Genomic DNA, 22,742 nt, shown 5'->3' with positions numbered 1-22,742 from the left:
AGAATTTGTGCAATCGCGTCATCCTGCCACTTTCTGGTGTGGGGCGGGGCGTGATGAAGAAATCGGTCAGTACTCTGCTGATGGTGCTGTTGTCGGTGCTGGCGGCGGGCATCCTGGTGTCCACGGCGATCCTGATGAGCGGCGCCGCGGGCCGCTATCGCGAGAGCGTCGCGACCGAGCAATTGACCGCGGCCGACAAGGCGATCTTCCAGAACGTCCTGGTCATGCGCGCCCACCGCGGCGACATCCAGAGCGTGCTGCTGAGCGAGGACGATCCGCGCGCCAAGCTCACCGAATATCAGGGCATCGAGGCCAAGGGCTATGACGGCATCGTCGCCGCGCTCGCCGGCGTCGACATGCCCGAGCGCGACGACCTCATGGCCGGGTTGAAATCGAGCTGGGACGCCACGGTTCCGCAGTTCAAGCTGCTGTTCGATGAAGCCGCGAAGCCGCGCTCCGAACGCGTGCTGGCGCGTACGCAGGCCTGGTACCAGGCAATGACCAAGACGCTGGACGTCGCCAACGCTGCCTCGCTCGCCGTCTCGAACCGCGCCTGGATGACCGATCCGGCGATCGCCAAGATGGTGCAGGCGCGGCGGCTGGCCTGGCAGGTCCGCGACCGCTATGGCCTGCAATGCTCGGCGCTGCGTCCCAACATCAACGCCTCCAAGCCGCTCGACGACACCCAGAAGGGCGCGATCGCGCAATGGCGCGGCACCGTCGCGGCCGGCTGGTCCGGGCTCGACGACCTCTTGGCGGGGGGCGGCAGCACCGGGCTCGCCGGGGCCGTGAAGACCTCGCGCGCCGAGGTCGAGGCCGCGCATCAGCGCATGGACCAGCTCGCCAAGGGGTTTGACGGCAGCGGCAAGCCGGCGATGCCGGCGCCGGAATGGAACGCGTTCTGCCAGGGCCCGTTCGCCGGCATCATCGCCATCGGCATGACCGCGCTCGACGGCTCGATCGCGCGCGCCGAGGAGATCAAGACCGCGGCGCTGAGCAGCCTGATCGTCCAGTCGCTCGCCTTCATCACCGCGCTCGTGGTGGCCGGCCTGGCGCTGCGCGCGGTGCGCGTCCGCCTGATGCGCCCGGTCGGCGTCCTGATGCAGGCGATCCAGCGCATCGGCCAGCGCGACTACCAGACGCCGGTGCCGCAGTTCGCTCATGCCGACGAGTTCGGCGCCATGGCTGCCGCCCTCGAGGGCCTGCGCGAGAGCGCCGCCACCGCCGAGCAGCTGTCGCGCGAGCGCGAGCTCGACCAGGGCCGCCGGCTGGAGCGCTCGCAGGCGATCGACAGCGCCTGCAAGAGCTTCGACGACACCGTGCAGGCGGTCATCGTCAGCATGGGCAACTCGACCGGCCAGCTCGATTCCAGCGCCGGCGAGGTCCGCAAGCTGGTCGATGAGTCCACCGAGCAGACGGCCGCGGTCGCCAGCGCCGCGGAGACCGCGACAACCAATCTCGAGACCATCGCCGCCGCCACCGAGGAGCTGACCGCGTCGGTCTCCGAGATCGCGGCCCAGGTGCAGGCCTCCGCGGCCGATGCGCGCCAGGCGGTGGAGAAGGCGGCGCAGACCAACGCCACCGTCGAGATGCTCGACCGCGCCGCCAACCGCATCGGCGAGGTGGTCAAGATGATCACCGCGATCGCCGCGCAGACCAACCTGCTGGCGCTCAACGCGACCATCGAGGCGGCGCGCGCCGGCGAAGCCGGCCGCGGCTTCGCCGTGGTCGCCGGCGAGGTCAAGAACCTCGCGGCGCAGACGGCGACCGCCACCGACGACATCACCCGCCAGATCGCCGAGATCCAGGCCGCCACCGGCGAGTCGGTCGAGGCGATCCGCGCCATCAGCCACAACATCTCCAGCATCGACGAGAAGATGACGGCGATCGCCGCGGCGGTCGAAGAGCAGCGCGCCGCCACCACCGAGATCTCGCGCAACTTCCAGCATGCCGCCCAGGGCACCCGCGCCGTGACCGACACGATCGGCTCGGTCGCAGCCCTCAACCGCCAGACCGGCAATGCGGGCGCGGCGATGGTCGACTCCGTCCGCCGCATGTCGACGGATGCCGATCGTTTCCGCGTGGCGGTGGAGGGCTTCCTCGGCACCGTGCGCAAGGCGTAGCATCGCCAAGCGGGCGCGATCCCGCGACGCAGATGGCGCCCGAGCCTTGCCGGTCGTTGGCCCTCTGAAGGGAGAGGGCGCGGGGAATGCCGGGCGCTGGCCGCACCCATGGCCCGCCTGCAGAAGATAAGCAGGCGGCAGTCACCACAGGTTCAGCCGAGGCATCCCGGCATTCCCCGCGCGATGGTTTTCACGCTTATGTCGCGATCTCCCCGGTGTCCGGCTTGTTAGCCACCGTCGCACGGCGCGATCATCATCACCACCGCACTTGGCGCCAGCTTCGGGGCGCCAGGACCACGCGTCTTCACGTCCGCAAGCGTGCCGTTCGTCGGCGGGCCTCAAGCCCGCTGCGGCACACTCACAGCCACCGCATCTCCGGCCCACGTCTCGTGACGATCGCGATGCGCCCCTCTCGGCGGGCCGGGATGGGCGTAGACAATCATGATTTTTGAAAAAGCGAAAGTGATTTATTTTTCACCGAAGGACTGGACAGGCCAGATCAGCTTGAGGCCGCTGATGAAATAGCTTTGTCGGCGCAGGCGGGTTTTTGCGTCATTGCGAGCCGACGGGTCCGCGCCGAGGCGCAGCCCGTGGCAGGATCCGCAGCACTCCAGAATTCTCATGCCGCCCTGGATTGCTTCGTCGCCTTCGGCTCCTCGCAATGACGAGAGTCCGTAGGGCGGGGTTTGGCGCAGCCGTAACCGCCGCCTGCGGAGGAAGGGCGGATCACGCTGCGCTGATCCGCCCGACGGCTCCGTGCGCGGACGGAACAGTTCGGGCACCCCGCCGGTTGAGGCCGTTTCAGACCCATCATCAGCCACGAAGGAGACGCGTCATGCAGGACATCAGGGAACACATGGAAGTCATCGGCGCCGACGGCGTGCATGTCGGCACCGTCGACCGCGTCGACGGCAACCGCATCAAGCTGACCAGGAAGGACAGCGGCGAGGGCAGCCACAAGGGGCATCATCACTTCATCGACAAGGGTCTCGTCGCCGAGGTCGAAGGCGACAAGGTGCGGCTGTCGGCCATCGGCGCCGTCGCGGTGACGATGGAGGAGGAGACCTAGCCTGCGGAGCGCGTCGGCTGCGCCGCGAGTTGCGTGTCATTCGTTGTTCGAGCCGGGATAGGTCAATTTGTCGCCGGCTCGCACCGCACCCTCAGATAACGTCGCCGCACGAACCTCGTCGTGGCCCATGAGATGATACACGGCGCGGCCGGCATCGATCAGGTAGTCGGCGACGATGCGACGATGACAGCGCCACCACACCGCCTCCGCGCACATGATGGCCGTGCGTTGCGCGGCCGACACGGTCAGCAGGCGATCGAAGCCGCGCCGGAAGTCATCGGACAGGGCGTAGTCAGCGTAATGATGGAAGCTCTTGTTGGTCCAGAAGCCGTTCGTGTCCGGTGAAATGCCGCTCGTCTTGCGCAGGCCGCCGAGCTCGGCAATGCGCAGATGGCCGATCTGATGGCGCGCGAGCTCGGCCGGCAGCACCTCCGAATTGTACTGCGGGTTGGTCCGCGAGCGCGGGATGCGCCTGATATCGACGACGAGCTGAACCTCGCCGGCCCGCAACAGCGTGACGAACTCGGCGATCGTCCGCGTGGAGTGCCCGATGGTGAAGACGGGAAGCGCGTCGCGCGCCCGTGTCATTGCGGTCTTGGCGGGTGAGTGCTCGGTCATCCCTGCGAACCGCGAGCCTCATTGCCGCTCACCCTGGTCAAGGCGCTCTCCTTGTGAGCGGCGATGTGCTCGCTCTTGTCGCTCTTGATCTCGTATTGCGGAGAGTCCTTGCTGGCGCGGTGACGATAGCCCTTGTAGTCGAAGTCGCGCACATGCACCGCGACGATGCGTCCGGTCACGCGGCCGGCCTCCGAGTTCCAGGAGACGTGGTCGCCCTTCGCAAACTTGGTCATCTGTCTGCTCTGTAAACAGCCGCGATCCGCACTTCAGCCAGGAACGGCTCAGGCAAAGGCATGTTCCATCCATCGCTGGTCAATCCGCTCCGGCGAGCCGCGATTGCCTGGTCCCGCGGGATATCTGATCCAGATCAATCCGCAGCTGCCCGCGACCTTCAGAGTGCTCCTGTCGAGGTCGCGGCCGGATGGTCGATGTGACATGCAAAGGGAGAGCCGTTCCATGCGTACTTTTGCCTTCATGATCGTCTTGCTGGCGTCAGTCAGCCTCAATCCCTTGTTCGCTCAGGGGCAAGGAAAACCTTCCCCCAATCCCGCGGAGACCAAAGCGAGTTCAGGCGTGCCGGCAAGAGAGAAGGGGCAGTCGACCAGCGAACGTCAGAAGCAGCACACGCTGCATCGGATGGGACCCGGCATCGATTGGGACCACCGTAAGGCAGGTCGCGACTGGAAGATCTCTCCTCAGCGCGAGAAGAACGACGCTCATGGCAAACGAGACGGAGCGAGCTGAACGGCTCGTTCCCTGCGACATGACGCTGGCGCTTGGTGCTCGCCTGCGATCGCTATGCTGGCGTGGTGGCATCCAGCGATGACAACATCCGGCGTCTCCCGTCGGGCCGATGACGGTCCCGCATCGTGCGACGAGCTAGCGCTCGTCGTCCGCCGGGGGAGACGGACGCACGCACGATGCGCCGCCTCCGAGGCGCCGTGGGTCTTGAAATTGGCGCGTGCCTCGGTCAGCGACAGCGCTCCATTGGGACCACCACGGACGAGGTCGGCATCGTGGTCGTCCTGGCCGTCGTGCTCCCAATAGCAGACCGGGCAGATCTCGAACCCGCCGCGCTCACCCAGAGTGAGGAAGCGGCAGCACGGGCAGCGATAGCGCACCTCCGACGGCGGCTCGGTGACATCGCGATACATCAGGGCGTGATGATGCGAGTCTGAAAGACCTGCGTCAACGGCGAGCCGCCGGCGGGCCAAGCAGCGCGCCATCTTTGCGAAAGCGATGCATTTGTTATAACAACTATAGGTTGATATTTTGATCGAGATGGGGACAAATCATCCTCGCCGAATCCGCGAGGCAAGCCTCACGCAGCGTTTCGCGTGGCTTGAGAGGCGTGGCGTTTGGCCATCGTTCAGTCCCGACCGGCTGGATTTCAATCACCAAGGAGTTTTTCATGCGCATTGGCTTTGCATTGTCGACCCTCTCCGTCGTCGTGGGATCGTCCGTTCTCGGCTGGGGCCTGACCGCGCCGCACCCCGCGCAGGCGTTCCTGGAGGACATCTGCATCCCGCGCGTGAAGGACGGCTTGAGGAATTGTCTCGCGCCGGCCAGCGCGTGCCGCAATCCGGCGGAGGCGCTCAACCGGGGCTGCCTGCTCGAGGCGGTGCAGTTCGCCGTCATCCCGCCCGGCCGCAGCATGGTCCACGCCGACTCCACCTATTTCATCGCCCAGGCGCTCGGCTATCGCGCCGACGTGGCGTATTGGATCGCCGCCTACAACGAGAATTCCGACTACGCGCAATATGCGCCGATCGATCAGTGCGGCGGGCAGGCGACATCGACCAATTCCGGCGCCAGCTACATCACCGCCAAGTTCAACGGCTTCCAGCGCACCAACAACACCACCGACGGGCCGCTCTATCATTATCTCCTGAACTTCTCGCCGAATGGGCAGGGCACCGACGTGCACGGCGCCAGCGGCGTGCAGGCGGTGTATCCGTTCCACTATCCGCCCCCCGGCTATCCCATCACCATCGACAGCGTCTATCAGGGCACGCTGTACGATCTCCGGCAATGGGCGATGAAGCCCGACGACGGCCCGGGCCTGCTGTGCACCGCCGGATACACGGTGCCGAACGGCTCCTCGAACTTCAGCGGCCCGCAATGCCTGGCGAACGTGCCGATCAGCGGCAACGTGCCGCTGCTGGAGAACTACGCCATCGGGCCGGCCCTCAACATCACCTCGGGACCGAAGGTGCTCGACAACAGCAACGGCGTCGTCGACTACACCCAGCTCAAATCCTGGCTGGACGACAAGAGCAAGACGACCGGCGTGCTGTTCGACGACCCCAGGAAGCCGCCGGTGCCGGTGCAGATCGCCCGGATCGGGCTCTATCTGCACTCCCTGCAGGATGCCTCGTCGCACGGCACCTTCTGCGGCGACGACGCGCCGTCGCCGCCGGGCGGCTCGGATGTCGGCAGCTACATGGCCATGAGCTCCGGCAGCATCAAGCTCAGCTTCGGCACCTATTGCGCCACCGGCCCGCATCTGGCGAGCCACGTCCAGGAGACCGGCACCGGCGACGCCAGCCTGCCGCTGCGCGACTACGTAGCGCTGAACAACACCGTCGACGAGCTGATCCTGTTCGGCAACACCGTCGCCAAGCCGCGCGGCTGGATCGTCAACCCCAGTCTGCTGCCGCCTGATGTCGTCGGGGCCAAGAGCGCGGCCGGTGACAGCGCCGCCGATTTGAAGTCGCGCCTCGTCGGCCGCATCGTGCAGGGCCAGCAATGGTCGCGGGCGGAGGTCTACAACTCTGGCGTGGTCACCCTGCCGCTGCAACGCACCGACGCCCAGGACCGCCTGAACACGATGAACGCCGCGCTGGGCGCCTATGCGAAGCGGCTGCTGGCCGCCAACCCCAAGCTGACCCCGCTGCGGCCGATGCCGGGCAATTCGTTCGACCCGAACGACAAGTCGGTGTGTTTCAAGTAGCGCCGCAGGGCGGGCAAAGCGCCGCCGCAAGGCGGCGCGTGCCCACCATTGCGAACCGCCCGTACCCTAAGGGCTATCCCGCTCATCCGAGCCTGCTGATGTTTCGTGCGCCGTTTAGGGGGATTCCGTCGTCGAGAGCGTCTTCCAGAGCAGATATCCGCCCAGCACGATCAGGATCATCGGCATGAGCGGCAACGGCAAGGCAAGAAGATCCCACAGGCCGGCCGCAAGAATGATGACCCCGATGACCACGCCGAACCTGTCGACCTTTAGGCTCCGTTGCGTCCGCACCATCTGTGCGCCCAGGATGAGGATGCCGACGCCCACCAGGAACCAGCCCCAGGGAAGCCCTGCGAGCATGACCACGCCGAGCCAGATGAAGAATACGGCCCAAGCGGCTGAATCGATTTGACGGTGCGGATCGGGCGCGTCGTGGGATGGGACGAGAGATGCTTGCGAGTCGGCCATGATACTGCCTCCGCTTCTCTGACGATGACAGCTTGATGCGGATTCACTTCGACCCTGTTGATGCAGGTCAACCAAAGCGCGCGGGAAGCGCGTGGCTGTGTCCACAGCGTGGCGCCGGCAAAGCGCACACCCGCGAGCACGACCGCCTCGTCTTCTAGGAGATGCACGCCGAACCGCGCCGCCTCGGCGCGCGCCAGCTTCAGCTCTTCGGGAAAGGTGCGGTGATCAAATTCATGGTTGCCCATCACCATGACGATCGGCACGCCACGATGTGGAGGTTCATGGCGGGCAGGGAGGTGGAGCCCAGGGCTCGCTGCGTAGGGCGCGTTAGCGAAGCGTAACGCGCCGATCTGGTCGAGCGGCGGATTACGCTCCGCTCATCCGCCCTACGCTTGCTAACGCTCCTGGTCCGGCTGATCAGCACCATCCCTTCTTCCAGTGGCCCGGCGGACAGTGATGACCGCGCCAACCCACCTTTCGGCCGCGACTCCAGCCGAAGGCCCGGTGACCGCCTCCGCGGCCCCAGCCATGACCATGACCATGGCCATGACCGCCTCTCACCTCGATGAGATCAGATGCGCCGCGATCGACCTGAAGGGGAGCGCGAGGCAACGCGCTGGCGGGCACGATCAGCGCGGTTGAAATCGATGTTGCCAAGATGAGGATCGCTTTGCGCATGTGACTCCCTCGGATGTCTGGAAGATGAACTGAGAGGCTTACGGCTTTTCTGTGTCTTCAAGCGAAAGGGGGGCCGAGAAGCGGGATCGTATCCCGTTCGCGCGCCCACTACTTCCTATGCGTGCTGGAGCCGGTGGTCGTCATGCGTTGGCCGGGAGCGCTCTCGGAATGCCCCGGGCCGGCGGCGGTGTTGCTCTGATGACCGGGCGCGTACTCCGAAGCGCCGGGCGCCGTCGACGTCTTGCTACGCTGCATCTGCTGACCGGGCGCCTTCTTCGACGCGCCGTGCGAACTTGCGCCGGTCTCTGCGGCGAACACGGGCGAAGCGGCGAACAGAGCCGCCGTCAAGACGATTGCCATCTTCATGAACGAACCTCCTTCGTTGTTGGGTTCGTAGTAAACAGCGGCGTGTCGGCGATCGTTCCGCTGCACCGGGAAATCCTGGGGATCGAGTAGCAGACGCGGTATGATGTTCGGGCGGCCTGAGAGTGCATCCGTCTCGGCAGCCGCGATCCCGGATGTCGCTCTCGCTCATCCGGGTTACGAACGCTCATTCATGACAGGACCATCACCATGTCCCGCCTGCACCGGATCGACCTGCCCACCGCCGGCTGCCTCGCCATCGCGGCGCGGCCGAGGGCGGAGGACTGGCTGGCGGAGGACATCGCGGCCTGGGTGGGCGAGGGCATCGCCGTCGTCGTCAGCCTGCTGGAGCCGGCTGAGGTTCATGACCTCGGCCTTCAGCGCGAGGCCGCGCTGTGCCAGTCACACGGCATGGCCTTCGTGTCATTTCCGATCCCCGACCGTGGTCTTCCTGAGAGCCGCAGCGTAGCGTTGCAGCTCGCGCACGACGTCGCCGCGCGGCTGACGGACGGCCAGACGGTCCTGATCCATTGCCGCGCCGGCATCGGCCGCTCCGCCGTCATCGCGGCCTGCGTGATGATTCGGCTGAGCATTGATGGAGCTGAGGCCTTCGACCGGATCGCCGCCGCACGCGGCGTGCGCGTGCCGGATACGGAAGATCAGCGGGAGTGGGTGAGGACGTTCGAGCGCAAACAGATCGAGTAAAGTGCAGCGTCACTGTAACTCCCGCTGCGGCCGATGCCGGGGAATTCGTTCGCGGCGGGCGACAAGGCGGTGTGCTTCAAGTAGCGCCGGAGGCCGAGCCAGTAGAAGGGTGCGTGTTCTCTCCCCACGTCATTCCGGGGCGCGCGAAGCGCGAGCCCGGAATCCATACTCACAGGCCGCGGGGCTGGGCACACATCGCCGCGGCCTGCATCTCGCAACTCATAGCCGCTCGTGCTTATGGATTCCGGGCTCGCGCTTCGCGCGCCCCGGAATGACGGAAGAGAGAGCCTGCCCAGCCACGCCGAGCAGGCGACTACACCTCCACCACCAGCTCCGGATCGAAATCCGGGTTCTCGCGGCCATAGCCGTGCGGGTTGCAGATCACGCGGGTGGCGCCGATCGAATAGTCCGAGGGCGTGTGGATGTGGCCGTGGACCCACAGCGCCGGCTGGGTGGCCAGGATTAGCGCCGAGAGATCGGAGGCGTAGGCGGCGGTGACGCGGTCGTTGCGGTAGCGCTCGGCGACTGAGCCCCAGCCGGGGGCGTGGTGGGTGACGACGATGGTCGGGCCGTCGAACGGCGTCTCCAAGAGGCCCGCGAGCCAGGTGCGCGATGTCAGGTGCAGGCCGAGCGCCTCCCGCGGCGTGAACCGCAGCCACGGCTCGTCCTGCCAGATGATGCAGCGATGGTCGTGCATCGTGTCCCCGCAGGCGGCCATGGCCTCCGCCTCGCTGTCGGGGCCGAAGATCGCATAGTCGGTCCACAGCGTGGCGCCCGCAAAAGCGCACGCCCGCGAGCACGACCGCCTCGTTCTCCAGCAGATGCACGCCGAACCGCGCCGCCTCGGCCCGCGCCAGCTTCAGCTCCTCAGGGTAGGTGCGGTGATAATATTCATGGTTGCCCATCACCATGACGATCGGCACGTCCTCCGCCACGATCTCGCGCAGCCGCGCAAACCCGTTCACCGCCCCCTCGCCAACATCGCCGGCGACGACCACCACATCGACCCCGGGCAGCGCCTCGATCGGCTTGATGTCGGCCACGTCGGCGTGGAGATCGGAGAAGATGTGGAGGTGCATGTGGGGCAGGGAGGTGGAGCCCAGGGCTCGCTGCGTAGGGCGCGCTAGCGAAGCGTAACGCGCCGCTCCGGTCAAGCGGCGGTTGACGCTCCGCTAATCCGCCCTACGCTGGCAAATCCGCACGCCTGTATAATCTGCCGAAGTCATCCGGTCTATTTGACCTGCCGGAATCATTCAGGGCTGCTAATCAATTCGTAGGATCTGAAGCTCGTCGAGTTTATCCAGCTATCCATACGGCGGCCGCAAATTTGGCAATCTTCGTAGTCCGTGTCCGGAAATGGAGTTGTGGTCGAGATTTTCTTATACAATGCGCCGCATTCGCATCTGTATTGACCGATCAATTCCCGCCAGCCGCCGCCCATGAGAACCTCCTCTGCTGTCAAGTTATTTATCGATTCATTTGGTCCTTGCGCTTCTAGTGTCCGCCGCTCTGTTGGATAGTGCTGATGCGAGGAGTGCTTAGGCTAGAATTGGCTCAATTAGCTTCGCCAATTCTTGTCGCCTAGTTTTCCTTCGAGCCAAATCAGATGCCGCGCGCTCGACAGCCTCACAATAGTCTCTGATCGATCGTGGAGTTCTGGGATTTGGCTCTCTCAGGTACGAGTCGACATCAGAAGCAAATTTCTCGAGAAGTTTTTGAAGCCGCCGTCTCTTTGCTTCCGGAAGCGGGAATTTCTGCGAGTGTTCCGAAAAAAGGAGGAATAGAGTGTAGAAGTCGGATTTTTTCTTCCATCGTGTCTTGTTGATGGTGGGCAATACTTCCGAAAGTTCGATCAGCGTGCTGTTGAAGGCCTTTTCCATTTTTCGGCGGTCAGGAAACTCTCTTTCGTAGGCCTCGTACCAGCGATCAAGTGTCTCCTTCTTGTTCTGGAGGCCGTGCAGAAATCCAACTGCGAGCTCGCTCACATACTCGATGTCGATCATGCGCCGGACGTCGTTGGGCGTAAATACGCCGATTTCCGCCCAGGCTTCATTGTCAGAGATCTTTTCAACGGAGTGGATGAATTCACCCCAATAAGTTGCGTGTCGAAGTTCCTGCTTATTGAGCGCGACAACATGGCGATTGAGGCGGCTAAAGATCGAGCGCAATTCTTCTTCTGGTATTTCCGGAAGGGTGCGAACAACGAAATTGTAGTTGTATATTCGTTTGCGCTCGTCTTCGCTAAGGTCGTCGAATGCCATATCAGCCCAATTAGGGCTATCCTCGCCCGAGAGCGTATAGCCGCCGCGGATGAACTCGAGACACGCTCGAACGCGTTGTTGGCCGTCTACCACGACGTATACGTCATTCCCTTGTGCGTCGGTGTATTCCTGCATGTAGAGTTCGGGAATTGGATAGCCATGCAAGATGCTGTCTATAAGGTATGACTTCTGTTTTTCAGTCCAAACCGGATTCCTTTGAAATGGCGGACGAAGTTGCAGTTCCTCTGCTTGATATCGTTTGTTCAGCCAAGCCACATTGTGCGTGGTTGACGAAAGTAGGTTCTTGTCCATTAGAGGGCCATAAGCGTTGCTGAAAGTGTTTCGAGGCCATTCATGTGATAAGCTCGAAGCGCGTCGTAGTCCCTGTAAAGACGCAGTTTGATGTCGCGCTCTTCGGTGGGGCGCTCCCCAGACATTGCGGAAACCGCTTCGGTCCACGTGCGGACGAAGGGCAAATAGGGGAGCACTTTGTCTGTAGCGATCACTCCCCAATAGATGTAGTTTGTCCGATGTTCTTTGACGGCTTCGCGGTCCCTATGTGTGCGAACATCTGGAAGCTTCAGAGACCTTAGGGCGCGCCAAGCGATTGAGAAGTGATAGTCAGATATTACGGCAACATCGATGTCCGACTGGGGCGAAAATGCTCTGAAGTCTTTGCGTGGATTGAGACTGAACCCGATGCTGCCGCTTCCTATCACCGTTATGTTTAATGGATCTACTTCAATTAACTTTGCGAGCTTTCTTTTCCAAGTGCGATAGAGCTCCCAATCATCGTCAAATACAAATGGAACGCGCTCCATTAGGTGTGTTGATGCGGCGGCTTCGAGCCCATGCTTCAGAATTGCCGCTTTAAAGTCTGCCGCTTTTGGAGGGGCCAACGGATTTGAGTCGGGAGATGTCATGAGGGCGATATCTCACTGCCCGGAATCAGATTCGAACCAAGGTGTTAAGAATTAATATTGCCAAGAAAGGGCGAGAATATCTCGCCCTTTCTCTTGTGTTAAGCCCTGCTTCAGGTTGGGGTGAGCTTTTTCATTGTACCTGATCGTGCTGCCTCACGAACACCCCGTCGTGCTTCCGCACGTATCGCACTTCATGCACGTGCCATTCCGCACCAGCGTGAAGTTGCCGCACTCCGAGCACATCTCGCCTTCGTAGCCCTTGGCCTTGGCTTCGGCGCGGCGTTCGGCCTTGGAGGCGACTTGGGTGGTCGCCGTGCCGGCCTTGCTCCATTGCAGCGCCTCGAGCTTCTCGGTGGGCGAGAGGTCGTGCTGCGGCTCCTGCTTCAGGGCGGTGGCGCCGTCGAGGGAGTCGCCGGCGCGGGCGTGGGAGAGGGCGGTGAGATTCACCCCACCCCGATCGGAAGCGGAGCTTCCGATCGACCCTCCCCCTGCAGGGGAGGGTGACGACGAGCCGCCGCGCATCACGACGAGGTTGTCGGTGCGGGAGCGGGTCAGGCCGCGCGAGACGTATTTCGCGGCTTGCTGGCTCGGGCCGTCCTCCGACGGCTTGCCTTCGTCGACACCGCGGCCGAGCGCGTCGAAATTGCTCTCGGACGGATCGACATGGGCGAGGTCGAAGCGCGACATGTAGCTGACGGCGAGCTCGCGGAACACGTAGTCGAGGATCGACGTCGCATACTTGATCGAGTCGTTGCCCTGCACCGGGCCGGCCGGCTCGAAGCGGGTGAAGGTGAAGGCGTCGACATACTCCTCCAGCGGCACGCCGTACTGGAGGCCCAGCGACACCGCGATGGCGAAGTTGTTGATGAAGGAGCGCAGCGCCGCGCCCTCCTTGTGCATGTCGATGAAGATCTCGCCGAGGCGGCCGTCATCATACTCGCCGGTGCGCAGGTAGACCTTGTGGCCGCCGACGACCGCCTTCTGGGTGTAGCCCTTGCGGCGATCCGGCATCTTCTCGCGCTCGCGCATCACCACGATGCGCTCGACCAGCTTCTCGACGATCTTCTCCGAGACCTGCGTGGCGCGCGCCGCCATCGGCTTGTCGTAGAAGGACTCGACCGCATCGTCCTCGTCGTCATCGTCGGCGATGAGCTGCGAGTTGAGCGGCTGCGACAGCTTCGAGCCGTCGCGGTAGAGCGCGTTGGCCTTCAGCGCGAGCTTCCAGGACAGCAGATACGCCGCCTTGCAGTCCTCGACCGTGGCGTCGTTCGGCATGTTGATGGTCTTGGAGATCGCGCCCGAGATGAACGGCTGTGCTGCCGCCATCATGCGGATGTGGCTCTCGACCGAGAGGTAGCGCTTGCCGATCTTGCCGCAGGGATTGGCGCAGTCGAACACCGAATAATGCTCGGCCTTCAGATGCGGCGCGCCCTCGACCGTCATCGCGCCGCAGATGTGCACGTTGGCGGCCTCGATCTCGCGCTTGGTGAAGCCGATCGCGGTGAGCAGGTCGAAGGTGGGGGCGGCGATCGCATCGGTGGTGACGCCGAGCTGCTTGACGATGAAGTCCTCGCCGAGCGTCCACTTGTTGAACACGAACTTGATGTCGAACGCGGTCGGCAGCGCCTTCTCGACCTTGGCGATGGCCTCGTCGGTGAAGCCCTTGGCCTTCAACGTGGTGGCGTTGACGCCGGGGGCGTTCGACAGCGAGCCGTGACCGACCGCATAGGCCTCGATCTCGGCGATCTCGCTCTCGCGATAGCCGAGCACGCGCAGGGCCGCGGGCACGGCGCGGTTGATGATCTTGAAGTAGCCGCCGCCGGCCAGCTTCTTGAACTTCACCAGCGCGAAATCAGGCTCGATGCCGGTGGTGTCGCAATCCATCACCAGGCCGATGGTGCCGGTGGGGGCGACCACGGTGACTTGGGCGTTGCGATAGCCGTTGGTCTCGCCGAGCGCGAGCGCGTCGTCCCAGGCCTGGATGGCGTGGCTGACCAGCGAGACCTGCGGGCAGTGGGCGTGGTCGAGCGGCACCGGGGCGACCGAGAGCGCCTCATAGCCGGTCGCCTCGCCGCGCGCGGCGCGGCGATGGTTGCGGATGACGCGCAGCATGTGCGCGGCGTTCTTCTTGTAGCCGGGGAAGGATCCGAGCTCGCCGGCCATCTCGGCGGAGGTCTTGTAGGCGATGCCGGTCATGATGGCCGAGAGCGCGCCGCACAGCGCGCGGCCTTCCTTGGAGTCGTAGGACAGGCCCATGGTCATCAGCAGGCCGCCGATATTGGCATAGCCCAGGCCCAGCGTGCGGAACTCGTAGGACAGCTCGGCGATCGCCTTCGACGGGAACTGCGCCATCAGCACGGAGATCTCGAGCACGACCGTCCAGAGCCGGCAGAGATGCTCGTAGGCGCCGACGTCGAAGTGCTTCGTTTCGGTGTTGTAGAACGTCAGCAGGTTGGCCGAGGCCAGGTTGCACGCGGTGTCGTCCAGGAACATGTATTCCGAGCACGGATTGGACGCGCGGATGTCGCCGGACGCCTTGCAGGTGTGCCAGTCGTTCATCGTGGTGTTGAAGTGCAGGCCGGGATCGGCCGAGGCCCAGGCGGCGTGGCCGATCTTCTCCCAGAGGTCCCTGGCCTTCAGCGTCTTGACGACCTTCTTGTTGGTGCGGCCGATCAGGCTCCAGTCGCCGTCGGTCTCGACCGCGCGGAGGAAGTCGTCCTTCAGCGACACCGAGTTGTTGGAGTTCTGGCCGGAGACGGTCAGATACGCCTCGGAATCCCAGTCCGTGTCGTAGATCGGGAAGTCGATGTCCTTGTAGCCCTGCTTGGCGAACTGGATCACCCGCTTGATGTAGTTGTCGGGCACCAGCGCGCGGCGCGCGAGCTTGATCTCGCGACGCAGTGCCGGGTTCTTCTCGGGATCGAAGCAGTCGTCGCCCGAGCCCTCGCAATTGACGCAGGCCTTCATCACGGCCTTGAGGTGCTTCTGGTTGATCTTGGAGCCGGTGACGAGCGCGGCAACCTTCTGCTCCTCCTTCACCTTCCAGTCGATATAGGCCTCGATGTCCGGATGGTCGGCGTCGACCACCACCATCTTGGCGGCGCGGCGCGTGGTGCCGCCCGACTTGATCGCGCCGGCGGCGCGGTCGCCGATCTTGAGGAAGCTCATCAGGCCGGACGAGCGGCCGCCGCCCGACAGCCGCTCGCCTTCGCCGCGCAGCCGCGAGAAGTTGGAGCCGGTGCCGGAGCCGTATTTGAACAGGCGCGCCTCGCGCACCCACAGGTCCATGATGCCGCCGTCATTGACGAGGTCGTCCTCGACGCCCTGGATGAAGCAGGCGTGCGGCTGCGGATGCTCGTAGGACGACTTCGACTTGGTCAGCTTGCCGGTCTTGTAGTCGACGTAATAGTGGCCCTGGCCGGGGCCGTCGATGCCGTAGGCCCAGTGCAGGCCGGTGTTGAACCATTGCGGCGAGTTCGGCGCGACCATCTGCTTGGCGAGCATGACGCGGAGCTCGTCGTAGAACGCCTGCGCGTCCGCTTCCGAGGAGAAGTAGTTGCCCTTCCAGCCCCAATAGGTCCAGCAGCCGGCGAGACGGTCGAACACCTGCTTGGCCGAGCGCTCGCTGCCGTAGCGCTCGTTCTCAGGCAGCGCAGCCAGCGCCTCGGTGTCGGGCACCGAGCGCCACAGCCAAGACGGCACGCTCTCTTCCTCGACCTTCTTCAACTTGGCGGCAACGCCGGCCTTGCGGAAATACTTCTGCGCCAGCACGTCGGAGGCGACCTGCGACCAGAACTCGGGGACCTCGACATTCTCGAGCCGGAACACCACGGAGCCATCCGGATTCTTGATCTCGGACGTGGTCAGGCGGAAGTCGATCCCTGCATAGGGCGACTGTCCTTCGGTGGTGTTGCGCCGTTCAATCCGCATCGCGAGCCCCAATAGTTCTTGCCGGACCGCGTTGTTGGCGGCCGGGATCATTGCATCCAAGGGCGGCGGCTGGAAGTCCCCGGACGCTGCCGGAAAATTCGTCTGCCGCCGCAGTTCAACCGGTTGCCCGGTCCGCATCTGTTCAGCCTCGAAGGCGAAGGCCTTGCGCCGTTGTCCGGCGTCTCGCCCCGTCTTCCTGCGCGGGGCGTGCAGCCCGTCCGCTGCCCGCACCGTCCGTTCTCAACGCGTCACTCCCGCCGTTCCGCTCCGTCGTCCCTGCAGGGGAGGCCCCCACATCTAGTGGGTTCCCCGTTGGGGCGCGGCGGCGCAGCGATGGTCCACAGGGCAGACGGCGACCCACGCCCGCTGCCGTGGCGACGGCGGCGTGGTCGTCTTCGAACCCTCTCAAGGGAAGCGGCCGGCCAGACCCGAAACATGACTGTGCGCCGAACCGGGCCGGAAGCTAGGACGACTCCGCTTCCCGCGTCAAGGACTAGTGGGGGTTCCCTAACCAAACACTAAATATGGGGGAAAGTACGGGATAACCAGGGCGTGTGCCGGTATCGTGATGGCCGTAACTATCGGCGAGTCCTCGCGGATTCGAAACCGAAAAAATTTGTGTCGCAGGCTGTCCACAGGGCTTCGTCCCGCTGTTCACAGGGCCAGATTTATTCGCGTGCGGACGACGTGTTTCGCTTGCATCGGCGGGACTCACGGGCGCCTACGGAGCGTTCGCGGGGCAGGCATGCCCCACAATCCCTGGTGTGGCCGGGAAAACGCCGGCAAGCTCATCCTCCCACGGACGGCGCCGGTGATTCCATGACAGACAAGCCAGTGGCCAGCGGGCGGATCACGCCCGCCGGGCTGATGTTCCTCGCCATCACCTCGCTCGGCTGGGGCTTCAACTGGCCGGTCACCAAGCATCTGGTCGGCGTGCTGCCGCCGCTCACTCTGCGCGGCACCACCGGGGTGGTGGGCGCGCTGTTGTTGGCGCTGCTGGCCGTCATCCGCAGCCAGAGCCTCGCCGTGCCGCGGGAGGTCTGGCCGCGGCTGATCCTGGCCGGGATGCTCAACGTCACCGCCTGGATGGTGCTGATGGGGCTGGCGCTGCTGTGGCTGCCGGCGAGCGAGGCGGCACTGATCGCCTACACCATGCCGGTGTGGGCCTCGCTCTTGGCCTGGCCGATCCTCGGCGAGCGGCCGACGCTGTTGCGCGTGCTCGCGCTGGTGCTGGCGTTCGCGGGGCTGGCTTCGATCATGGGCAGCAACGGGCTCACCGCCAGCCGCGACAAGCTGCCGGGCATCCTGATGGTGCTCGGCGGCGCGTTCGGCTTCGCGCTCGGCACGGTCATGGCCAAGAAGCTCCCGATCAGGCTGCCGCCGCTGTCGGCGGCGGCCTGGCAGATCGGCATCGGCTGCGTGCCGATCGTGCTCGTGGGCTTCGCGGTCGAGCATTCCGACTGGACGAAGCTGGATCAGCTCGACTGGGCGCTGATGTTCTATTCCACCGTGATCCAGTTCTGCGTCGCCTATGTCGCCTGGTTCGCGGCGCTGTCGCGGCTGCCGGCCTCGGTGGCGGCGATCGGCACCATGGCGGTGCCGGTGATCGGCGTCCTGGCCTCCGCGATCGCGCTGCGCGAGCCGCTCGGGGCAGGGCAGGTGGCCGCGCTGGCCTTCACGCTGGCCGCGGTGGCGATGGCGACCCGCGGCTAACGCCAGCCGGCCGCCGGCTTGCCGTCCAGCGCCCGCCGCACCATCTGCGCGAGCTCGGCGCGGCGATACGGCTTGGTCAGCAGCAGCGCGTCCGGCACGAGCTGCCGATTCTCGACCATCTCATCGCCGGTATAGCCGGAGGTGTAGAGCACTGGGAGCGCGGGGCGCGTGGTCATGATGGTTTCGGCGAGCTGCCGGCCGCTGATGCCGCCGGGCATGATGACGTCGGTGAACAGCAGGTCGAAGGGCTGGTTCCGCGCGGCGATCGCCAGCGCCTCCGAGGCCTGCGAGGCGACGAGGGTGGTGTAGCCGAGGCCCTGCAACTGGGCGAGCACGAAGTCGCGCACCAGCGGATCGTCCTCGACCACCAGGATCGTCTCGCGGCCATGCGGCAGCGCCTGCTCGTGCTCCGTCTCGATCTGCTGCGTCGCCTGCGCCGCCGGCAGATAGAGCCGGATCGTCGTGCCGCGGTTCTGCTCGCTCTGAAGCTTGACGTGGCCGCCGGACTGCCTGACGAAGCCATAGACCATGCTGAGGCCGAGGCCGGAGCCCTTGCCGGCATCCTTGGTGGTGAAGAACGGCTCGAAGGCGCGGTCCTTCACCTCCAGCGGCATGCCGCTGCCGGTGTCGCTGACCGCGACCATGACGTAGGAACCGGGCACGATGCCGGGATTGGCCGCTGCATGGGCCGCGTCGAGCGTGGTCTTCGCCGTCTCCAGCAGCAGCCTGCCGCCATCGGGCATCGCATCGCGCGCGTTGATCGCCATGTTGACCAGCGCGTTCGCGAGCTGCGCGGAATCGACATGGGCGATGAGATCCTCGTCGGCGAGAACGGTCCTGATCTCGACCTGCTCGCCGAGGGTCGGCCGCAGCAGCTTGGCGATGTCCTCCACCGTGGCGTTGACGTCGATGTCGCGCGGACGCAGCGGCTGCTTGCGGGCGAAGGCGAGCAGATGCCGGATCAGCTCGGTGCAGCGATCGGTGGCCCTGCCGATCAGGGCTGCGAACTCGGCCGCCGCCGGCCGGTCCTGCACCGCGTCGATCAGGACCTCGATCGACCCGGTGATGATCGTCAGCATGTTGTTGAAGTCGTGCGCGACGCCGCCGGTGAGCTTGCCGATGGCATCGAGCTTCTGCGCCTGCTGCAGTAGGCGCTCGGTCTCGTGCACGTCGGTGACGTCGTGATACACCAGCGCGGCGCCACTGATCGCGCCTGCGGAATTGCGCAGCGGCCGCCCGCTGACCATCAGGCGAAACTGCGGCCGGCCGTCGGTCGGCTTGACCACGACCTCGCGGCGGTCGAACGACAGCCCGCACAAGGCGCGCGCGATCGGGAGCTCCTCGTCGACGATGCGGGTGACGGCGTCGCTCTCGTAGAACTGGTTGGCAGCCTGCATCTCGGCGAAGGTCTTGCCCACATTCGTTCCCAGGAAACGTCCCATCGCCTGGTTCGACAGCATGATCGTGCCTTCGGGATCGACGACGAGGACGCCCTCGGCCATGCTGTTGAAGGTGTTCGTGAGAATGGCGGAGAAGCGGCGCAGCGCGTCATAGGCGGCGGCGAGATCGCTGCGCTGCTGCACGGCCTGGGCTTCCAGCGAGGTCGCGGTCTCCCGTGACCGGGTGAGGGACGAGCGCAGCGCCCGGTCGGAAAGATGAGCGCGCCGGACGAGATAGGCCGACATCAGGAGCAGCAGGCCGACGCCGGCGAGGTCGATCGCCAGCAGCCAGGATCCGGTTCGTCGCGAGATCGTGGCGCGGTCCGCCAGCAGCCGGCGCTCCTCATCGGTAAAGGCGTCGAGCGCCTGGTTGATCGTCGTCATCGCCGCCGGACCGGCCGCGCTCGCCGCCAGCGCCTCCGGGCCGTCGCGATCGTTCGCCGCGTGGCGACGGATCAGTTCGCCGGCAAGCTGAATACGCCGCTGCACGATGCCATAAATCGATCGCAGCCGCTCGCTCTGCGAGGAATTGTCCCGGACGAGCTCTCGCAGGTCCGCCCAGGCCGCAGGAATAAGTCCACTCGTCGCCTGAAACTCTGCGATGAACCGGTCGGCTCCGGACAATGCGAAGCCGCGCGAGGCGGCTTCTGACTGTCGCAGCAGGGCGCGGAGCTCGGAGGATTTCTCCAGCACCTCCATCGTGTGCTCGACCAGGGCGGTATCGTTGCGCGCCTTGATGTCCAGTCCCGTCGACGCGGCGCCGATCGCGAGCAGGGTTCCAAGGCCAAGCCCGATCACCACCCGCCGGCGGATCATCGGTGGCCTCCAATGGCGCGGGATGCCGTCGCGTCCTGCCAATTGCATGGGGTAGGTTTCCATTGGAATTTGTGGCGCCCAGCTCCGTGACGATCGCAGTTCCGATCTGCGCGATGGTCAAGTCAGGAGAAGTGAGCGCGCGTCGGCGCGTCCTCGGAAAAGGCGTTCTCGGCCAAGGCATCATCGGCCAAGGCGTCATCCACGGGGCCTGCCAGCGCCAGCCGCACCATCTTGGCGAGCTCCGACTTGCGATAGGGCTTGGTGAGCAGCAGCGCAGCCTGGTCGAGGCGACCGTGCTCGACCATCGCATTGTCGGTATAGCCGGACGTGTACAGCACCTTGGTGCCGGGCCGCTGCCGCAGCGCCTCCTCGGCGAGCTCCTTGCCGTTGACGCCGCCGGGCATGATGACGTCGGTGAACAGGAGATCGAAGCTTTGGCCGGAGTCGATCTTGGCCAGCGCCTCGACCCCGGTCGATGCGGTGATGGTCTTGTAGCCGAGGCTCTGCAACTGTGAGACGACGAAGTCCTGCACCAGTGGATCGTCCTCGACGATGAAGATGGTCTCCTCGCCGCGCGGCGGCGGGGGCTCGGGCGGAGCAGGGCTCGCAGCCTGTCCCTTGGGCACAGGGATGTAGAGCCGGATCGTGGTGCCCCGTCCTTCCTCGCTGTAGATCTTGATGTGGCCGCCGGATTGCTTGACGAAGCCGTAGACCATGCTGAGGCCGAGGCCGGAGCCCTTGCCGGCTTCCTTCGTCGTGAAGAAGGGTTCGAAGGCGCGGTCGCGGACCTCCGGCAACATGCCAGTACCCGTGTCGCTGACGGCGACCATGACATAGGGGCCGGGCGTCACGCCGGCGTTGGCTGAGGCATAGGCCTCATCGAGCTCCACCCTGCGCGATTCCAGCAGCAGCTTGCCGCCATTGGGCATCGCGTCGCGGGCGTTGATCGCCATGTTGACCAGCGAGTTGGCGAGCTGCGCCGAATCGATGTGCGTGATCAGCGTCTCCTCTTCGAGGATCGAGTTGATCTCGATCTGCTCGCCGAGCGTCGGACGCAGCAGCTTTGCGATGTCGAGAATCGTGCTGTTGACGTCGCTGTCGCGCGGATGCAGCGGCTGCTTGCGGGCGAAGGCGAGCAGATGCCGGATCAGCTCGGTGCAGCGGTCTGCCGCCTGTCCGATCAGCGCCGCGGTCGCCGCGGCGGCGGGGCGGTCCTTCACCTCGTCGGCCAGCGTTTCGATGGTGCCGGTAATGATCGTCAGCATGTTGTTGAAGTCGTGTGCGACGCCGCCGGTGAGCTTGCCGATCGCATCCAGCTTCTGCGCCTGCTGCAGCAGCCGCTCGGTCTCGTGCGCCGTGGTGATGTCGTGATAGACCATCGCCGCGCCGGTAATGCCGCCCGCGGCGTCGCGCAGCGGGCGGCCGGAGATCATCAGCCGCAGCGTCTCGTCCCGGTCGGGCCGGTAGACGATCAGCTCGCGGCGGTCGAAGCTCTCGCCCCGCAACGCTCGCGGCGTCGGCAGGTCGTGTGCTGCGACAGGCGTCACGCCGTCGCTTTCGTAGACGCGGAGGCGCGCGCGGACGTCGGCCAGATTCTTTTCCGGGCTGTAGCCGAGCAGATGTTCGACCGCGGGGTTCGAGAATACCACGGTGTCGGTGGCATCGATGACGAGCACACCCTCTGCCATGCTGTTGAACGTGTTCTGCAGGATCTCGGCGGAATGGCGCAGCTTCTCATGGGCGGCGATCAGGTCGAGATGCTGTTGCTCGGCCTTTTCCGCCAGCGAGTTGGCCTCGGCTTCGGAGCGGACCAGCGACGCGCGCAGCGCACGATCGTGGAGATAGGTCCGCCGGATGAGGTAGAAGGCGATGATCAGCAGCAGCGCGAGACCGCACAGGTCGATCGTGAGCAGCAGCGATCCGGTGGATTTCGACGTCATCGAACGCTGCGTCAGCAGCTTGCGCTGATCGGCAACGAAACGGTCGAGATGGGCCGTGATCTCGCTCATGGTCGCCGGCCCTTCGGCGCGGCTTCTGAGGGCTTCGAGCCCCGCACGATCCGAGGCGGCGTGCAACCGGATCAGCTCCGCAGCGAGCTCGACCCTGCGGACAATCAGGGCTTCGGTCTCGGTCAGAAGCTTCAGCGGTTCGGGATTGTCGGCCACGGCGCGCCGCAGCTCGGCCATGGCGACCGGAATTCTCGTGCTGACATCGGCAAACTCCGTCCTGAATTGATCGTCACCGACGAGTGCGTAGCCGCGAGAGGTCGCTTCCGCTTCGCGTAGCAGCAGACGCAGATCGGAGGTCTTCTGCAGGATGTCGAGCGATGAATTCACCCAGGCCGCGTCGTGGCGCGACTTGATGTCGAGCGCCGTGGACGCGGCCCCGATCGCCAGCAGCGTTCCAAGACCGAGCCCCAATGCGAGGCGCTGATAGGTCATCTGCGTTTCTCAATCATCGACATGTCCGCCAGCTGGGCCGGGGATCATCGCGGCCAGCCCCATGCATCCGAGTTTCGATGCAGCTGCGTCCAAGCAGTGAAGATATGTCGGCAAGGCGCGCCTCCTTGTTCGAAGTTCTTGGCGCGTTCGCGGGCGGCAGGTCCAAGCTGCTCACCCGCGGCGTTTGCACTGCGCGAGTCCCGCGAAAATCCATGTGTCCATCAACTGATATCAACCAAGCC

General features: G+C 65.0%; 18 protein-coding genes and 1 pseudogene. 6 read left to right on the top strand and 13 right to left on the bottom strand.

The window, feature by feature from the left end; genetic code table 11:
• The first annotated feature begins 53 nt into the window (after positions 1-53).
• On the top strand, positions 54-2,123 hold the full coding sequence (locus QW861_RS01540) for a methyl-accepting chemotaxis protein (RefSeq protein WP_315751728.1): 2,070 nt from the start codon (positions 54-56) through the stop codon (positions 2,121-2,123).
• Between the two features lie 467 nt (positions 2,124-2,590).
• Here the strand turns inward: QW861_RS01540 and QW861_RS01535 are convergent, their stop codons facing one another.
• Positions 2,591-2,905, bottom strand: a complete 315-nt coding sequence (locus tag QW861_RS01535) for a hypothetical protein (RefSeq protein WP_316192634.1) — start codon at positions 2,903-2,905, stop codon at positions 2,591-2,593.
• 53 nt (positions 2,906-2,958) lie between these two features.
• Here QW861_RS01535 and QW861_RS01530 point away from each other — a divergent pair, with 53 nt between their 5' ends.
• Positions 2,959-3,192, top strand: a complete 234-nt coding sequence (locus QW861_RS01530) for a DUF2171 domain-containing protein (RefSeq protein ID WP_315751727.1) — start codon at positions 2,959-2,961, stop codon at positions 3,190-3,192.
• A gap of 36 nt (positions 3,193-3,228) precedes the next feature.
• Here QW861_RS01530 and QW861_RS01525 read toward each other — a convergent pair whose 3' ends face one another.
• The gene (locus tag QW861_RS01525; protein WP_315826835.1) at positions 3,229-3,810 is read right to left on the bottom strand and encodes a DUF488 domain-containing protein; all 582 of its coding nucleotides are present in this window, start codon (positions 3,808-3,810) and stop codon (positions 3,229-3,231) included.
• The gene (locus QW861_RS01520; protein ID WP_315826836.1) at positions 3,807-4,043 is read right to left on the bottom strand and encodes a DUF2945 domain-containing protein; all 237 of its coding nucleotides are present in this window, start codon (positions 4,041-4,043) and stop codon (positions 3,807-3,809) included. Before QW861_RS01520 ends, QW861_RS01525 begins: the two co-directional genes overlap by 4 nt.
• A gap of 223 nt (positions 4,044-4,266) precedes the next feature.
• Between QW861_RS01520 and QW861_RS01515 the strand changes: the two genes are divergently transcribed.
• Positions 4,267-4,554, top strand: coding sequence for a hypothetical protein (locus QW861_RS01515; RefSeq protein WP_315826837.1), 288 nt, complete (start codon positions 4,267-4,269; stop codon positions 4,552-4,554).
• Here QW861_RS01515 and QW861_RS33965 read toward each other — a convergent pair.
• The gene (locus QW861_RS33965) at positions 4,527-4,964 is read right to left on the bottom strand and encodes a CPCC family cysteine-rich protein (RefSeq protein WP_410052150.1); all 438 of its coding nucleotides are present in this window, start codon (positions 4,962-4,964) and stop codon (positions 4,527-4,529) included. The two genes, QW861_RS01515 and QW861_RS33965, sit on opposite strands and share 28 nt — an antisense overlap.
• 257 nt (positions 4,965-5,221) lie before the next feature.
• Here QW861_RS33965 and QW861_RS01510 point away from each other — a divergent pair, with 257 nt between their 5' ends.
• Complete coding sequence (locus QW861_RS01510) at positions 5,222-6,763, top strand: hypothetical protein (RefSeq protein ID WP_315826838.1); 1,542 nt, start codon at positions 5,222-5,224, stop codon at positions 6,761-6,763.
• A 114-nt stretch (positions 6,764-6,877) separates the two neighbouring features.
• Here the strand turns inward: QW861_RS01510 and QW861_RS01505 are convergent, their stop codons facing one another.
• Positions 6,878-7,231 (bottom strand): hypothetical protein, encoded by a 354-nt coding sequence (locus tag QW861_RS01505; RefSeq protein WP_315826839.1) that lies wholly within the window; start codon positions 7,229-7,231, stop codon positions 6,878-6,880.
• 786 nt (positions 7,232-8,017) lie between these two features.
• The gene (locus tag QW861_RS01500; protein ID WP_315751721.1) at positions 8,018-8,275 is read right to left on the bottom strand and encodes a hypothetical protein; all 258 of its coding nucleotides are present in this window, start codon (positions 8,273-8,275) and stop codon (positions 8,018-8,020) included.
• 207 nt (positions 8,276-8,482) lie between these two features.
• Here QW861_RS01500 and QW861_RS01495 point away from each other — a divergent pair, with 207 nt between their 5' ends.
• The gene (locus QW861_RS01495) at positions 8,483-8,977 is read left to right on the top strand and encodes a protein-tyrosine phosphatase family protein (RefSeq protein WP_315751720.1); all 495 of its coding nucleotides are present in this window, start codon (positions 8,483-8,485) and stop codon (positions 8,975-8,977) included.
• Positions 8,978-9,290: 313 nt separating this feature from the next.
• Here QW861_RS01495 and QW861_RS01490 read toward each other — a convergent pair whose 3' ends face one another.
• The 5 genes and pseudogenes from QW861_RS01490 to QW861_RS01470 form a co-directional block, all read right to left on the bottom strand.
• Entirely contained in the window at positions 9,291-9,695 is a 405-nt protein-coding gene (locus tag QW861_RS01490; RefSeq protein ID WP_316192797.1) for a hypothetical protein, read from the bottom strand.
• 106 nt (positions 9,696-9,801) lie between these two features.
• Positions 9,802-10,056 (bottom strand): annotated as a pseudogene (locus tag QW861_RS01485) (metallophosphoesterase); the annotation flags it as partial.
• A 459-nt stretch (positions 10,057-10,515) separates the two neighbouring features.
• The gene (locus QW861_RS01480) at positions 10,516-11,550 is read right to left on the bottom strand and encodes a DUF262 domain-containing protein (RefSeq protein WP_316192632.1); all 1,035 of its coding nucleotides are present in this window, start codon (positions 11,548-11,550) and stop codon (positions 10,516-10,518) included.
• The gene (locus QW861_RS01475; protein ID WP_316192630.1) at positions 11,550-12,161 is read right to left on the bottom strand and encodes a hypothetical protein; all 612 of its coding nucleotides are present in this window, start codon (positions 12,159-12,161) and stop codon (positions 11,550-11,552) included. Before QW861_RS01475 ends, QW861_RS01480 begins: the two co-directional genes overlap by 1 nt.
• Positions 12,162-12,314: 153 nt before the next feature.
• Positions 12,315-16,091, bottom strand: a complete 3,777-nt coding sequence (locus QW861_RS01470; protein ID WP_316192628.1) for a vitamin B12-dependent ribonucleotide reductase — start codon at positions 16,089-16,091, stop codon at positions 12,315-12,317.
• Positions 16,092-16,910: 819 nt separating this feature from the next.
• Here QW861_RS01470 and QW861_RS01465 point away from each other — a divergent pair.
• Positions 16,911-17,804, top strand: a complete 894-nt coding sequence (locus QW861_RS01465) for a DMT family transporter (protein ID WP_315751716.1) — start codon at positions 16,911-16,913, stop codon at positions 17,802-17,804.
• Here QW861_RS01465 and QW861_RS01460 read toward each other — a convergent pair.
• Both QW861_RS01460 and QW861_RS01455 read right to left on the bottom strand, forming a co-directional pair.
• The gene (locus QW861_RS01460) at positions 17,801-20,059 is read right to left on the bottom strand and encodes a CHASE3 domain-containing protein (protein ID WP_316192626.1); all 2,259 of its coding nucleotides are present in this window, start codon (positions 20,057-20,059) and stop codon (positions 17,801-17,803) included. The two genes, QW861_RS01465 and QW861_RS01460, sit on opposite strands and share 4 nt — an antisense overlap.
• A 122-nt stretch (positions 20,060-20,181) precedes the next feature.
• The gene (locus QW861_RS01455) at positions 20,182-22,500 is read right to left on the bottom strand and encodes a CHASE3 domain-containing protein (RefSeq protein ID WP_316170454.1); all 2,319 of its coding nucleotides are present in this window, start codon (positions 22,498-22,500) and stop codon (positions 20,182-20,184) included.
• Positions 22,501-22,742 lie beyond the last annotated feature (242 nt).

The sequence above is a fragment of the Bradyrhizobium sp. SZCCHNRI1029 genome (genome assembly GCF_032487555.1).
Lineage (GTDB): Bacteria > Pseudomonadota > Alphaproteobacteria > Rhizobiales > Xanthobacteraceae > Bradyrhizobium.
The sequence above is the reverse complement of the archived record's forward strand: the minus strand, read 5'-3'. Positions and strand labels throughout refer to the sequence as shown.